This is a genomic window from Roseivirga sp. AWQ4_251, from assembly GCF_056158225.1.
The window spans coordinates 1,327,134-1,340,392 of record NZ_JBSWSW010000002.1 but is presented as its reverse complement, the minus strand read 5'-3'; the positions used below and the strand labels follow the sequence as shown (position 1 = coordinate 1,340,392).

15 protein-coding genes are annotated in these 13,259 nt (G+C 40.1%); 8 read left to right on the top strand and 7 right to left on the bottom strand.

The window, feature by feature from the left end:
• Window positions 1–236: 236 nt before the first annotated feature.
• From ACXACJ_RS19880 to ACXACJ_RS19865, 4 genes are all read right to left on the bottom strand, one after another.
• Window positions 237–2,657, bottom strand: a complete 2,421-nt coding sequence (locus ACXACJ_RS19880; RefSeq protein ID WP_475136176.1) for an ABC transporter permease — start codon at window positions 2,655–2,657, stop codon at window positions 237–239.
• Window positions 2,658–2,755: 98 nt separating this feature from the next.
• The gene (locus ACXACJ_RS19875) at window positions 2,756–4,051 is read right to left on the bottom strand and encodes a sensor histidine kinase (protein WP_475136175.1); all 1,296 of its coding nucleotides are present in this window, start codon (window positions 4,049–4,051) and stop codon (window positions 2,756–2,758) included.
• 46 nt (window positions 4,052–4,097) lie between these two features.
• Window positions 4,098–4,781: a response regulator transcription factor gene (locus ACXACJ_RS19870; RefSeq protein WP_475136174.1), complete on the bottom strand. Its 684-nt coding sequence runs from the start codon at window positions 4,779–4,781 to the stop codon at window positions 4,098–4,100.
• Window positions 4,781–6,112 carry a hypothetical protein gene (locus ACXACJ_RS19865; RefSeq protein ID WP_475136173.1) on the bottom strand — a complete coding sequence of 444 codons (1,332 nt, stop codon included), beginning with the start codon at window positions 6,110–6,112 and terminating at the stop codon, window positions 4,781–4,783. The genes ACXACJ_RS19870 and ACXACJ_RS19865 overlap by 1 nt, the downstream gene beginning before the upstream one ends.
• A gap of 145 nt (window positions 6,113–6,257) precedes the next feature.
• Here ACXACJ_RS19865 and ACXACJ_RS19860 point away from each other — a divergent pair, with 145 nt between their 5' ends.
• Window positions 6,258–6,530 (top strand): CD225/dispanin family protein, encoded by a 273-nt coding sequence (locus ACXACJ_RS19860; RefSeq protein WP_475136172.1) that lies wholly within the window; start codon window positions 6,258–6,260, stop codon window positions 6,528–6,530.
• Window positions 6,530–6,931: a DUF2752 domain-containing protein gene (locus tag ACXACJ_RS19855; RefSeq protein WP_475136171.1), complete on the top strand. Its 402-nt coding sequence runs from the start codon at window positions 6,530–6,532 to the stop codon at window positions 6,929–6,931. The genes ACXACJ_RS19860 and ACXACJ_RS19855 overlap by 1 nt, the downstream gene beginning before the upstream one ends.
• Before the next feature lie 8 nt (window positions 6,932–6,939).
• Here ACXACJ_RS19855 and ACXACJ_RS19850 read toward each other — a convergent pair whose 3' ends face one another.
• The gene (locus ACXACJ_RS19850) at window positions 6,940–7,416 is read right to left on the bottom strand and encodes a hypothetical protein (RefSeq protein ID WP_475136170.1); all 477 of its coding nucleotides are present in this window, start codon (window positions 7,414–7,416) and stop codon (window positions 6,940–6,942) included.
• Window positions 7,417–7,500: 84 nt separating this feature from the next.
• On the opposite strand from ACXACJ_RS19850, the gene prfA reads away from it, so the two are divergent.
• Together prfA and ACXACJ_RS19840 are read left to right on the top strand one after the other, a co-directional pair.
• Window positions 7,501–8,574, top strand: coding sequence for a peptide chain release factor 1 (gene prfA, locus ACXACJ_RS19845; protein ID WP_475136169.1), 1,074 nt, complete (start codon window positions 7,501–7,503; stop codon window positions 8,572–8,574).
• Window positions 8,574–8,996, top strand: a complete 423-nt coding sequence (locus ACXACJ_RS19840) for a secondary thiamine-phosphate synthase enzyme YjbQ (protein ID WP_475136168.1) — start codon at window positions 8,574–8,576, stop codon at window positions 8,994–8,996. Before prfA ends, ACXACJ_RS19840 begins: the two co-directional genes overlap by 1 nt.
• Before the next feature lie 4 nt (window positions 8,997–9,000).
• On the opposite strand, the gene ACXACJ_RS19835 is transcribed toward ACXACJ_RS19840, so the two are convergent.
• On the bottom strand, window positions 9,001–9,210 hold the full coding sequence (locus ACXACJ_RS19835; RefSeq protein WP_475136167.1) for a helix-turn-helix transcriptional regulator: 210 nt from the start codon (window positions 9,208–9,210) through the stop codon (window positions 9,001–9,003).
• Window positions 9,211–9,398: 188 nt separating this feature from the next.
• On the opposite strand from ACXACJ_RS19835, the gene ACXACJ_RS19830 reads away from it, so the two are divergent.
• The gene (locus tag ACXACJ_RS19830; RefSeq protein WP_475136166.1) at window positions 9,399–9,533 is read left to right on the top strand and encodes a hypothetical protein; all 135 of its coding nucleotides are present in this window, start codon (window positions 9,399–9,401) and stop codon (window positions 9,531–9,533) included.
• Window positions 9,534–9,682: 149 nt separating this feature from the next.
• Here ACXACJ_RS19830 and ACXACJ_RS19825 read toward each other — a convergent pair whose 3' ends face one another.
• Window positions 9,683–11,107 (bottom strand): pyridoxal phosphate-dependent decarboxylase family protein, encoded by a 1,425-nt coding sequence (locus tag ACXACJ_RS19825; protein WP_475136165.1) that lies wholly within the window; start codon window positions 11,105–11,107, stop codon window positions 9,683–9,685.
• A gap of 298 nt (window positions 11,108–11,405) precedes the next feature.
• Here ACXACJ_RS19825 and ACXACJ_RS19820 point away from each other — a divergent pair, with 298 nt between their 5' ends.
• The 3 genes from ACXACJ_RS19820 to ACXACJ_RS19810 are packed head-to-tail and all read left to right on the top strand — an operon-like array spanning window position 11,406 to window position 13,239.
• The gene (locus ACXACJ_RS19820) at window positions 11,406–11,996 is read left to right on the top strand and encodes a LemA family protein (protein WP_475136164.1); all 591 of its coding nucleotides are present in this window, start codon (window positions 11,406–11,408) and stop codon (window positions 11,994–11,996) included.
• Window positions 11,997–11,999: 3 nt separating this feature from the next.
• Window positions 12,000–12,440 carry a TPM domain-containing protein gene (locus tag ACXACJ_RS19815; protein ID WP_475136163.1) on the top strand — a complete coding sequence of 147 codons (441 nt, stop codon included), beginning with the start codon at window positions 12,000–12,002 and terminating at the stop codon, window positions 12,438–12,440.
• 1 nt (window position 12,441) lies between these two features.
• Window positions 12,442–13,239 (top strand): TPM domain-containing protein, encoded by a 798-nt coding sequence (locus tag ACXACJ_RS19810; RefSeq protein ID WP_475136162.1) that lies wholly within the window; start codon window positions 12,442–12,444, stop codon window positions 13,237–13,239.
• Window positions 13,240–13,259 lie beyond the last annotated feature (20 nt).

Here is a 13,259-nt window from a genome sequence, read left to right as displayed (position 1 = left end):
TGTCTCTGTTGTTGCTTTGAATGCCAGCGACCACTGACAATTTTGACCTTTGCCTCTTAGCTTTTGCGCTAATTGACATTACAATGATGGGGAGTTAATAGTCAAGAAAAAACCAGAATGAAATGAACCGTAATGCTTTTGCACTGAATTGTAGATATGCTGATTCGGGTTCAAAAAATATTGGGATGAACTGAAAAGGGCAATTGGAGCCAAAATAGCCCAATTGCCCTTGGTTATTATTCGTAGCGCAAAGCTTTTGTTGGATTGCTTCGCGAAGCTTTTAGCGAAATTAAACTGATAACGGCAAACACGAGTAGCAGAATGCCTAACAGCGTAAAAACAAAAATAGCAGGACTGATTGGAGCTTGGTAAGTGAAGTTGTTTAGCCAATCTCCGATAAGCCAATACGTAGCAGGAACCGCCAAAAGTAAAGCCACCAAAGCAATTTTAAGATATTTAGCGTTGAGCAACCACAAAATCTGAATTAAAGAAGCGCCTAACACTTTTCTAATTCCGATTTCCTTAATTCTTTTCTTCAACACCATTTGAGCCATACCCAATAAACCTGCCACGGCCAAAAAGATGCAAAGCCCCGAGAAAACAATACTGATGCTTAATGTTCTACTTTCTTCGGCATAGAGGTTTTCAATTTCACGATCTAAAAACTGGTATTCAAAAACGTTCTTCGGATCAAAATCGCTAAATACTTTCTGAACAAAGCCTGATACATCAGACAAATTCTTTCCATTCACTTTCAATAGTAAATAGCTGTAATCCCTTGGCAGAATTTGCATAATCATTGGCTTTATTGGTTCGTGGAGCGATTTGAAATGGAAATCTTTAACCACACCAACTACAGTGCCTTTCAACATTTCATCGTCATCGTCCCAAACCAAGCGCTTGCCAACGGGTTCCGTAAAGCCCAAATTCTTGGCAGCCGTTTCGTTGATCAAGTAATTCACACCCAGTGAATCTGTAGCGTAAGAATGGTTGAACAATCGGCCGTCTTCCAATTCAAGCCCAAGCAATGGCAGCGCATCAAAATCGATAAGGAATTCGGCCATCGTAACACGGTTCTGAGGGTTTTCTTCAGCAAAAACCGGATTATAATTGAATTGACCTCCAGGAACATTCGAAACCGCACTTACCTTTTCAATCGCTGGATTTTCCATCAATCTGGCCTTTACCGCTGGCAGTCTTTCTACGATTATGTCGTTCTTTATTCTCACCGCCATCAGGTTTTCTTTATCAAAACCTAAGCTTTTGGAACGTAGAAAATCCACCTGATCGTGAATCAACAAACTTCCGCAGATCAAAAGCACCGAAACGAAAAATTGCAAACCAAGCAGTAAATTTCTGGCAGTGTGATTTCCCAAAGAACCAGGCGCCATTCCTTTCAATATTTTTCCAGGATCGATGGCGTTGAGATATACTGAAGGATAAAAAGCCGATAATGCAGTAAATAGAAATGCAAGTGCTATAATAGAAACAAGCAAAACGGGGTTCAATATCATTGAAGCCTCCAAATGTGCCTGAAAAAGTTGATTGAATTGGGGAATTGACAGGTTTACCAACCCAAAAGCCATAAACAGGGCTATAAAAACTAAAGCAAAAAACTCGAAGAAAAACTGCCTAAAAATTTGATGGCGAAAAGCACCCAAAGTCTTTTTCACCCCAATTTCTTTTAGCCTTTCAACAGAACGACCCGTGGTTAAATTGATAAAGTTGATGGCTGAAACCAGCAAAATAAACACTGCGGAAATGCCGAAAATATAAAGGGAAGAGGCATCACTATTCTGTTCGAGTTCCCAACGCAAATGCGAATTCAAGTGAATGCTTTCAATGGGCTGTAGCTCAAAACCGATCACTCCAGCTTTAAAAAGCCTAAGCTCTTCTTCGCTTCCGCTGATAAAGTTGATAACCCAATCGGGAATCTTCTTTTCTAAGTTTTCTGCGGAAGCGCCATGTCTCAAACGAACGTAGTTGAAATGACCAAAATCGGCCCAAGCATACCAATTGTCTGTTGGGTTCATGGCCTTCATTGTAACATAGGAAACCAAAAAGTTAAACCTGAAGTGGGAGTTTAGCGGAGGATCTTTTAAAACAGCCAAAACCTGAATAGGAGATTCGGTGTCGTCATACAGAAGCACTTTGCCTAGAGCACTTTCTTCTCCAAAAAAGCGCTTGGCCATGGATTCGGTGATCAAAATTCCACCTACTTCTTTCAAGCTTTCAGCGCTGCCTTCAAGAATTTCGAAACTAAAAACATCGAAAAATGTAAAGTCAACCAAATAGCCATTCGGTTCCTCGTACATCACATTGTTCTTCGGGTTTTTGAAAAGCGTAGTGGTTTTGGTTAAAGCGGGTCCGTAAATGGGCGACAAACTGACTGCAGCTTCTACTTCGGAAAAATCTTGCTTTATGGCCTGCGCCATTGGGTGAGGCGTTCGCGTTTGCGAATTGTCGCTCATCCATGCAATGCGATAAATGTCATCGGCATGGGTGTGGAAATTATCGTAGGAAAGCTCTTGCTGCGCATGCATATAAATAAGCATAGCAAAGCTGAAAGCTAGAACCAATCCCAGCAAATTGATTAATGTGAAAACAGGGTTTTTGACCATTACCCTGACAAAAATTTTGAAATAGTAATTGAACATGAGCTTTTGATTTAAAGATTTACAAACCTAGTTCCGAGTGAAAGCTGCAAACAACTTGACCGATCCGTTTGGCGTTCAACCCTATCGGTTTGAACACGCTACAGCTCACTCACGGGCATTCGTAAAAAGACCGTAAAGTACTGATTTTCTTTGGTGTTATGGAAATCAAATTCGTGTTTCAACATAATCTGTTCGGCAATCTGCAAACCCAAACCCATTCCCTTCAAATTCTTGTCGATTAGCGATGGAATTTCATTTTTGATTTCCACTATCAGTATTTTCTCAAGTGAATTTATGGTGAACCAAATGGTCGAATTAGGCTTTCCGTATCTTCTTGCATTATCCAGCAAATTCACCAATACTCCTTCCAATTTTTCCTTATCGGCATAAATGTTCATGGTATCAGGTTCGGCCTTTATGGAAAGTTGAATGTCAAAATGCTTTTGGGACATGGCTGGCTTCATGCGCTCCAAGGTATCGTACACCAAATCGTCTAATCGAAACTTGGTTTTTCGGAGTACAAGCGATTCGGACTTTAACTGGCTCATCAGTAAAAAATCGTGAACAATGTTTTTAAGCCGAATAACCTCGTCTCGTAAGCTGTTCAGAGTTTCATGAGCCAAGTCTTGCGAAGAAGTTTTGAGCCGATATTCCAATTCCGATTGCATATTGGCCAATGGCGTACGGAGTTCATGAGCAGCCATGGCAAAAAACTGATTCTGATTTTGAATGGACGATTCAATCCGTTCAATCATTTCATTTATGGTTAATGAAAGCTGAGCGATTTCGTCTCTGCTTTTTCCAACCGGCAACCGATCCATTTTTTCAGAAGCCTTAATTTCATTGGCCTTGTGAATCACCCGATTGATAGGCGAAAGCGTAAATTTTGAGAAGAAAATGGCGGCTAAAGTGGCAATAAAAACAGCCAAAATATTGGCTCCAATCATCTGGTTTCTCAATGTTTTTAGTTGCGCATAGTAAGCGCGATTGTCTTTCATCAGCAGCAGCCTCAAGCTCCCCTGCCCAAAGCCACCCAGTTCTTTTTCCGCCAGCTGAAAATCAACACTATCTACTCTCAGAATTTCCAAAGGAGGAATAGATTCGACTTCACCAAAAGGTTGGTAATTCTTAAATACCGTGGCAAACTCAGAAGGAAAACCAGGTTTCTGAAACAGATCTGTGGTTCCTGCCAGCGATTCAATCCAAATAAAAATGCTTTGTTCGGCCTCAGTAATAGGGATTTGCAGAGGATCTAATTCCACGCGATCTAAAATACTTTCGGCTTCTTGCCTAAGGCTACTAAGGTGAGCTTGGTTTAAACTGGCTTTAAAAGATTGATAGATTAGATAGCCCGTAATGGCAATAATGACCACAAAAACTGCGGAAAATGCCATCGCGATTTTAAAACGAATGCTTGAAAACAGAGCCTTGAATTTCAACTTACTTTTTGATCAAAGCGCCTTGGATTTTATAACCAAAGCCTACCTGAGTTGAAAGTAGCTTTTTTTCGAATGTGGAATCAACCTTTTTTCGCAGTTGGTGCATGTGCACTTCAATTACGTTGCTGCCCATATCGAAATTGATGTTCCAGATTTTCTCGGTGATTTCAGCTTTAGAAAGCACACGATTGGCATTGCGCATCAAAAGCTCTAGAATGGAAAATTCGCGTTTGCTCAATTCAATTAACGCCTCGGAACGTACAACCTCCCGTTTCACCAAATCAACGGATAAATCTTCTACCTGAAGAATGGTAAAGCGATTGGAGGAAAACTTGCGTTCTACATTCCTAATACGAGCCAAAAGTTCATCGAAATCGAAAGGTTTTCGGATGTAATCCACAGCACCTAAATCCAAACCTTTAATCACATGATCGGTTTGACTTAGCGCACTGACAAAAATTACGGGTGTGTTTACATTAAACGAACGGAGATTTTTCAGCACCTCGAAACCATCTTGGCCAGGAAGCATAATATCCAACAGAATAAGGTCGAAATCGTGACACGCTGCTGTTTCTACCGCCTGATTTCCGTTTTGTTCCAAGCTTACAGAATGACCATTTTCCAAAAGCCCTTTCTGAACAAAACTGGCCAATTTGGCCTCATCTTCAATCAGTAGAATTTTCATCAAAACTGCGTGTTAATGTCGTGAATCTGTTGCTTGAATAGTTTGCCATCTATTCGAATTTCCGAAGGTGAAAAAATCTGGTAATGCTTCATGCTCACTTCTCCTTCAACGTTTTTTCTCAGCGAACCTTTAATTTCAACGGGCTTTCCAAGCTGCAGTTCTCCATTGATATTTATGGCCACAATTTCATTCACCTTAACATAAATGGAATCATTTAGCACAAAGCCTTTCAGCGAATTTTTAACTTCCTTTTCTGGTTGATTGAATCTAGTGATTTTTCCAGTGAAAGTTTTCTCACCATCATAATAGTGGTTTTTTAACCCAATAAAGCTTATTTCATGCGCTAGAAATTGTGAACCTTTTGGCGAAGAAAAACCATAAAGCAAGCCTCGGTTGTTTTTATCCACTCTTAAAAAAGCTTCAAAATCCTGATTCATCGAAATTTCATTTTCTACTTTGGAACCGCTTTTGGTATCGAAAAAAAGCTTCAGCGTATCTTTCCCTTTAAGCACCTTAATTCCTTCCATCAAACCATCATCTCGCACAAGGAAATCCAACGCTTTCAAGTTCGATTTTTGAATTAGCAGCGCAGATTTGCTACTTACAAATGGATTTTGATCTTTTCCATTGCTCATGGAAGGCTGAGCAAATAGGTTATAGCTGTTTGAGTTTTTGACAAATGAGCCCGTTGCCAATGGCGATTTAGATTTTAAATAGGTAATTCGATCGTCAGGTTGAATGTCTGCATCGCCATTATCCATTTTCAGCAAAAGCGTGTCTCCATTTTCCATGGCTAGCGACCATTGATTAAAAGGGCCTCTTTTTTTGGAAATAACCCTTACTTGTTCCTCGTATTCCGAATAAGCATTTTCAAATTGCTGCATTGAAATGCGCTTTCTTTCAAAAAAACCTAGTTTAGAAGTGAGCCGTTGAAGATTAACGAGTCCCGAAACTCGGATACCCAATTTATTTTCGACCCTAAGAATATGGTTGCTCACGAAAAGATGTTTTTCAAAAAGCGTAGGGTCGGCAGTAACTTCAATTTCGGTAACCACACCAGTTTTGAGCAAAGGGTATAACTCCTCTCCTTGATGTTTGGGAATGGCTACTTCATAAAAACTTCCGTTCGATGAAAAAACAAAGCCGTAAAGGGTTGTGGTAATTTCATGAAATAAAAGTGAAACGACTTCTCCCTTCAATTTCTTCTTTACATGATTGTTCGTTCTGGCCTGCCGTTTTATTTGCTCCAAATAGTCCATGTCCATTTTTTGTGCATAACCCGACATGGCAAGCAAAACCCACAGAATTGAAATTTGAGAAAGCCTTTTCATCGCCTAAATTTTCAGCAACCTATTAAGATGATATTAAATCAGGCTTAAATCCGAATTAATTTTTCTTAAGCGTTTGATTAATGGTTAAGTAAAATCAAAATCTTTTGGTTATTATCATACTTCAATCAATCCTAACCTTTTTAAAATGATAGACGAGAACAAACCAAAAAGGCCATCCAATTACTTAGCTGTGGCAATTATCACCACTATTCTTTGTTGTTTGCCAGCTGGAATTGTGAGTATTGTTTACGCGGCTAAAGTAAACGGACTTTACGATGACGGACAATATGCCGAAGCTGAGCAGGCTTCAAAAAATGCCAAAACATGGGCTATTGTATCGGCAATTGTTGGAGTAGTTGTTATTGGAGGATCTTACCTTCTAGGCGGCTTAGCGCTACTTTCATCAGGTAATTTTTAATGAAGAAAAAGCATTCTGTATTACTAGGGTCAAGCTGTATCCTCATTTTGACCCTTTATTTTATTTTCAATCCTAGCGGTAGCGATTTCTTCCCTAAATGTATTCTCTTTGCCCACACTGGAATTTACTGCCCTGGGTGTGGTAGCCAAAGAGCCCTTCACAGTTTATTACACTTGGACATAAAATCTACTTTTAGCTATAATGCCCTTTTTCTACCAGCAATAATTACTGTGGGTTATCATTATTCGGCTAGCGCAATTCAAAAGAAGAAACAGAAGCCTGTAAAAACCTTGCTTCATCACCGAAATGCACCTTGGGTAATTTTGGGAATTGTTTTAGCCTTTTGGCTACTCAGAAATTTAGATATTTTCCCTTTCTATCATTTGTCTCCAGATGCCTAGAAATCAACTTACTGATTCAAACTGAGTACGATATCCTTTCTGGAAAAACGAACCATTAAAACCCCAACTTCTTTATGCTCTGATTGAATCGCGCTCGTGTAAATCACAAATCGTTTGTCTTCATCAAACTGTACATTATCAGGCGATTCAACTCCATTTTCGCTGTTATAGGCGTAAGCATCATATAATTCCAGCGCTTTACCTTTTAACTCAGTTGGCTTATTGAAAAAGTAAACCGATTCAGTAAGGCTATCCAGCTCTTCTTTCTGAAATGAAACATTGAATTCTGCACTGTCGCTTTGGGCTACTTGCAAGTTTTTGCTAATCTCTTTACCCGTTTCCATAGCCGTTTCCAAAATATCAGCATCCGAAACCACTTGTATTTCATGCTTCTTCATTTCATCAAAAGCTCTTTTGGTATCAATCTTCTGATTAGAACAAGCCACTACAAAAACTGCTGCTAAACCTAACGTCAACTTCTTCATTTCAATAATTTCTTTGCGCTCTGTGCTCCAAAATTAACACCCTTGTCATTTGTTTGTTAATTTTGAAGATTAATTCCTGAAAATATGATAGACAAGCTTGAAGCCATCAAGGCAAGATTTGAAGAGGTAGGTCAGCTGATTGTTCAGCCAGACGCCATGACGGACATGAAGGCCTATTCAAAACTGAACAAGGAATATAAAGATTTAGAAAAAATCGTGAGAGCGTACGATGAGTACTCTAACGTGATTGGCAATATCGATTCGTCAAAAGAAATTCTGAAAACCGAAAAGGATGAAGAATTCAGAGAAATGGCGAAAATGGAACTGGATGAACTTTCTACTCGAAAAGAAGAACTTGAAGAAGAACTGAAAGTGATGTTAATTCCGAAAGATCCCGATGATTCTAAAGACGTGATTGTAGAAATCCGTGCCGGAGCTGGGGGAGATGAAGCCGCCATTTTTGCGGGAGACTTATACCGCATGTACGACAGATATATCGAAACCAAAGGCTGGCAAAAAGAGCTAATCAGCTTAAACGAAGCGGCTTCTGGCGGTTTTAAAGAAATCGTATTCAGCGTTTCAGGCGAAGATGTTTACGGAGAACTGAAGTTTGAATCTGGCGTTCACCGCGTTCAGCGGGTTCCTGTTACAGAATCGCAAGGAAGGGTTCACACTTCTGCCGCTTCGGTTGCCGTTCTCCCTGAAGTTGAAGATGTGGATGTGCATTTGGACATGAAAGATGTGAGAAAGGACACTTACCGTTCTTCTGGCGCGGGTGGTCAGCACGTAAACAAAACGGAATCGGCAGTAAGGCTTACTCACATTCCAACGGGTATTGTGGTAGAATGCCAAGACGGCCGTTCTCAGCACAAAAACTACGACAAAGCACTTTCAGTTCTTCGTTCTAGACTCTATGAAAAAGAGCTCAAAAAGCAGGAAGAAGAACAAGCAGGAAAACGTAAATCATTGGTGGGCAGCGCAGACCGTTCCGATAAAATCAGAACTTATAATTATCCACAAGGTAGAGTTACCGATCACCGAATTGGTTATTCTCAGCACAATTTACCTACGGTGATGGATGGCGAAATTGGCAACTTTATAGAGCAGCTGAGAATTGCTGAAACCACTGAGAGAATGGAACAAGCCAGCGCAGTATAATGGCTTATTTTCAAACCGAAATCAAACTTAGCCCCTACAACAGGGGCTTTCATTTAATTACCAGAGAAGTTTTAAGGGCGCTTCCCGAAATTGGAAAAATTCGTGTAGGCATGCTGAACGTTTTCATTAAGCACACCAGCGCCAGCCTAACCATTAATGAAAATGCCGACCCCACGGTTCGGGAAGATTTTGAATCGCATTTCAATATTTTGGTTCCCGAAGATGGTCAACACTATCAACACACTTTTGAAGGGCCAGATGATATGACTTCTCACATTAAAAGTTCATTACTGGGAAGTTCTGTTTCAATTCCGATTACCCAAGGAAAGCTCAACATGGGCATTTGGCAAGGAATTTACCTTTGTGAGCACAGAAATTACGGAGGCAGCCGCAACTTGGTAATTACAGCTTGGGGCGAATAATTGGCTATTTATCGTAGTCCACAGGTTCCAGCTCAAACAACCTGTTTACCGTAGTATTGAAGATTTCAGAAATTTTTAAAGCCAAGGTAGTTGAAGGCGTATACTTGCCTCTTTCTATGGCATTGATGCTTTGACGAGATACACCCACGAGGGAAGCCAGTTGTTCTTGGGTGATTTTTTTGCGCTTTCTTTCGTCCCGGAGACAGTTTTTCATGCTGGTTGAAATCTTGCCGTAAAACTAGATGCTAACGCCCGGTTATGTACATAAGCGTAGTTAAGTTTATATTACATTTTGGTAAACCAAATTGCCCTAATGTTACAGCCTTGTTAAAATTTGGTGAACAGTTTCTTAACACTGGCTTTTTGATTTATCTTTGTCACGCAAAACAAAAAAGAAGAATCATGTTATTCAACCCACCACTTGGCGATGGCGCCAATACTTTCATTTGGATTGTTGTAGTTCTTATCGGCTTTGTGGCTGCATTGAGCCAGAACGATGCGGTTTTCAAAAACAGAAAAAAGAAAGAAGACCACTAAAATTCGTCTTCCTGAAAATATTAAAGCAGAGTTAGAAAATTCTATCTCTGCTTATTTTCGTATCCTATTTTTTGCTAGAAGATTCTCTCGAATTTTCTAAATCAAGTTTCAATCACCCAACGTTTCGTGGTTTTCAGCCAGTCGAATTTTCATTCCGACTCTGCCAAAACTTCCTGAGTAATTTCTAAAATAAGATTCCAGGCATTCTCAACATGTTTATGCTCTAAATTTGTATTGCCAAAAGCTAAACGCAAGGCAAACTTGTCATTCAGTTTGGTTTGGGCGAAAAAGAGCTTGCCAGTAGCATTCACCCTATTCATGATCGTTTCGTTCAAATGATCCAATTCCTTTTCTGGTAATTGAGAGTGAAACCTAAAGCAAACCGTATTTAGCGGAACTGGCGCCAACAATTCAAAATGGGGATGATCTTCGATTTGCGATTTCAACCATTGGCCAATTTCAATATGCTTTCTGATTTTCTCTTGAATGCCTTCAATTCCCATCTCGCGAATCACGAACCAAAGCTTTAACGCTCTAAATCTTCTACCTAAAGGAACGCCCCAATCTCTGAAGTTTTTCACTTCTCCATCCACAGACGTTTTTAGGTAATCAGGGGAAATGGTGAAAGTGTTAATTAAGGCTACCGGATCTTTCACATAATAAGCAGAACAGTCAAAATTGGTAAACATCCATTTGTGTGGGTTGAAAACAAAGGAATCAGCGTTTTCAACGCCTTTGGCCATCCATCGCATTTCAGGAAGCACCAAAGCGGTTCCGGCATAAGCTGCATCCACATGATGCCAAAGGTTATACTTTTTACAAATCTTAGAAACCTCCTCAATTGGGTCAATGGCGGTGGTGCTGGTAGTGCCCAAAGCCGAAACTACACAAAGCGGTTTTTTGCCCAAAGCAATATCGGCTTGAATCAGTTCTATCAAATGACTCGGTTTGAGCGCAAAATTCTCATCAACATCTACCTTACGCAAATTGGCCGAACCTATGCCCGCAATTTTAACGGCCTTATCAATTGAAGAATGAATTTGGTTAGAAGCGTAAACCACGAATTGCTCGCTGCCAGAAAATCCATTTTCATTCACACTATAATTTGAAGCCTTTTCGCGGGCGGTTAGAATGGCACACAAAGTAGCCGTAGAGGCTGTATCTTGAATAACGCCCGTAAAGGTTTTTGGCAAAGCGAGCATATCTCTGAGCCATTCCATCATTTGTTCTTCAAGTTCGGCTGCTGCTGGCGAAGTAAGCCAAATCATGCATTGAGCGCCCAAAGTAGCGGTAAGCATTTCGCCCAAAATCGAAGGCGCACTTTTATTACCAGGAAAATAGGCCATAAAATTGGGGCTTTCCCAATGGGTAATACCCGGCATGATCTTCTCCTTAAAATCTGAGAAAATATCATCGAAATTTTCAGGTTGAGCTGGCCCTTGATTGGGAATCTGAGCCTTAATATCGCCCGGTTTAACTTGCGACATTACCGGATACTGCTCTACATTCTCCAGATAATCGGCCATCCAATCCACAAGTTCGTGGGCATGCTTTCTAAAAGATTCGTTATTCATCTTATTTGCTTTTGCGCTGCTTTCAAAGTTAGGTTTTCATACTTTGTAAGCCTAAAGGAAAATGGTGAGAAGTACCTTTGAATTTACTTCTAATTAGAATGGACTTCTTTCAACCCAAAAGTTGAGAGGATAAATGAAAAAGTATTAAATCCATCACAAAGCGATGGTAAGATTAGCCATTTTGAAAGCTCCAATCGTCAATTCATTACGCTTATCTGCCATATCGTCCGAAAATAATCTTAGCATATATTCTTGCGCACAAAGAGTTGTACCTTATAATCAAAGCATAAAATAAACTATGAAAACAAAGTGGATCGTATTAATCATTGTAGTCGTTCTTTTATTTGGAGGCTACTCATGGTTCAAAGGCACATATAATGGAATGGTAACCTCTGAAGAAAGTATTAGCGGAGCATGGTCTCAAGTAGAAAACCAATACCAACGCAGATCGGATTTGATTCCGAACTTGGTAAATACGGTAAAAGGTTACGCAGATTTTGAGCAAGAAACCCTTACCAATGTAATTGAGGCTAGAGCTAAAGCAACTTCAATCAATGTAAATCCAGAAAATCTATCTCCTGATGCTATTGCTCAATTTGAGCAAGCACAACAAGGTTTAAGCTCAGCCTTAGGCCGATTGTTAGTTAGCGTAGAACGTTATCCAGATTTAAAAGCCAGCCAGCAGTTTAGCCAACTTCAAGTTCAACTAGAAGGCACAGAAAACCGAATTGCGGTTGAAAGAAGAAACTTCAACAATGCTGTTCAGGAGTACAATACCAAAATCAGAACTTTTCCGCGTAGCATAATCGCCAACATGTCAGGTTTTGAAAGAAAGGGATATTTTCAAGCAACAGCAGGTTCAGAAACTGCACCTGAAGTTAAATTCTAATTCATGGCAGAAGAACAATTTAGCAGCGAACAAAAGCGCAAAATCAAAGAAGCAATTCAGCAGGCAGAACTAAATACCAGTGGAGAAATCAGGGTTCACCTTGAAAATTACTGTAAAAAAGAAAATGTACTGGATAGGGCTGCTCAGGTTTTTGCGCAATTGAAAATGCACGAAACAGCATCTAGAAATGGGGTTTTAATTTACATGGCGGTGAAAGATCACCGCTTTGCCATTATTGGAGATGCTGGTATAAATCAAAAAGTTGGTGACGATTTTTGGGATGAAACCAAAGGCAAAATGTTGGGCAAATTCAAAGAAGGTAAGCTAACAGAAGGTTTGGTAGAAGGCATTCTTTGTTCAGGCGAAAAGCTTAAAACTTTCTTCCCTTACCAAAGCGATGATAAAAACGAACTCTCAGACGAAATTTCATTTGGAAAAAACTAGCATGCGATATTCAATAGCCTTACTCTTTCTTTTTGTTCAAAGCCTTATTTTCGCTCAATCGGGTATTCCTGATAAACCCAACCCTCCACGATTAGTGAATGACCTAACTGAAAAAACACTTAGCAGATCGGAAGTAAATAAACTCGAAAATAAACTTCGAAATTATCAAGACACAACTTCTACTCAAATTGCCATTTTGATCGTGAATTCATTGAATGGCTATGAAGTTGTCGATTTTGCTCAGCGTACTGGTCAAAAATGGGGTGTTGGCCAAGCCAATAAAGACAACGGAGTATTTATTGTAGTTTCTATCAATGATAGAAAAGCAGCCATTGTTACAGGCTATGGTATGGAAGGAGCTATAACCGATGCGGCAACTTACACCATCAGAGAAGAGTATATGAACCCTCGTTTCAAAGAAGGCAATTTCTATAAGGGATTGGATGATGCAACTGATGTGATTTTCAAATTGGCTTCAGGAGAATATAAAGCCGATCAGCTTTCAAGAGGTAGGTCTTCAAATGGAAAAGGGAATAAGTTTCCTATTTTCATCGTCTTCTTCCTTTTCTTCTTTATCATTCCTGGCATTGTAGGCAGTAGAAGAAAAAGAGGCATTGGCTCAAGAGGTATTCCATGGTGGATATGGCTTATGATGGGCAGTGGAGGAAACCACAGAGATAATGATCACTGGGACAACTTCCGTGGAGGCGGAGGAGGTTTCGGTGGCGGAGGAGGCGGTGGCTTTGGCGGCTTCGGTGGCGGCTCCTTTGGAGGAGGAGGTTCCGGAGGCAGTTGGTAATCGCTTTAAAAAAGGGCCAG

Excerpts from the sequence above, each read along its gene's own strand:
- ACXACJ_RS19840 (WP_475136168.1), top strand. The coding sequence starts at position 8,574 with ATGGCTTATTTTCAAACCGAAATCAAACTTAGCCCCTACAACAGGGGC.
- ACXACJ_RS19825 (WP_475136165.1), bottom strand. The coding sequence starts at position 11,107 with ATGAATAACGAATCTTTTAGAAAGCATGCCCACGAACTTGTGGATTGG.
- ACXACJ_RS19820 (WP_475136164.1), top strand. The coding sequence starts at position 11,406 with ATGAAAACAAAGTGGATCGTATTAATCATTGTAGTCGTTCTTTTATTT.
- ACXACJ_RS19830 (WP_475136166.1), top strand. The coding sequence starts at position 9,399 with ATGTTATTCAACCCACCACTTGGCGATGGCGCCAATACTTTCATTTGG.
- ACXACJ_RS19860 (WP_475136172.1), top strand. The coding sequence starts at position 6,258 with ATGATAGACGAGAACAAACCAAAAAGGCCATCCAATTACTTAGCTGTG.
- ACXACJ_RS19875 (WP_475136175.1), bottom strand. The coding sequence starts at position 4,051 with ATGGCATTTTCCGCAGTTTTTGTGGTCATTATTGCCATTACGGGCTAT.
- ACXACJ_RS19880 (WP_475136176.1), bottom strand. The coding sequence starts at position 2,657 with ATGTTCAATTACTATTTCAAAATTTTTGTCAGGGTAATGGTCAAAAAC.
- ACXACJ_RS19865 (WP_475136173.1), bottom strand. The coding sequence starts at position 6,112 with ATGAAAAGGCTTTCTCAAATTTCAATTCTGTGGGTTTTGCTTGCCATG.
- ACXACJ_RS19815 (WP_475136163.1), top strand. The coding sequence starts at position 12,000 with ATGGCAGAAGAACAATTTAGCAGCGAACAAAAGCGCAAAATCAAAGAA.
- ACXACJ_RS19810 (WP_475136162.1), top strand. The coding sequence starts at position 12,442 with ATGCGATATTCAATAGCCTTACTCTTTCTTTTTGTTCAAAGCCTTATT.
- ACXACJ_RS19870 (WP_475136174.1), bottom strand. The coding sequence starts at position 4,781 with ATGAAAATTCTACTGATTGAAGATGAGGCCAAATTGGCCAGTTTTGTT.
- ACXACJ_RS19855 (WP_475136171.1), top strand. The coding sequence starts at position 6,530 with ATGAAGAAAAAGCATTCTGTATTACTAGGGTCAAGCTGTATCCTCATT.
- ACXACJ_RS19835 (WP_475136167.1), bottom strand. The coding sequence starts at position 9,210 with ATGAAAAACTGTCTCCGGGACGAAAGAAAGCGCAAAAAAATCACCCAA.
- prfA (WP_475136169.1), top strand. The coding sequence starts at position 7,501 with ATGATAGACAAGCTTGAAGCCATCAAGGCAAGATTTGAAGAGGTAGGT.
- ACXACJ_RS19850 (WP_475136170.1), bottom strand. The coding sequence starts at position 7,416 with ATGAAGAAGTTGACGTTAGGTTTAGCAGCAGTTTTTGTAGTGGCTTGT.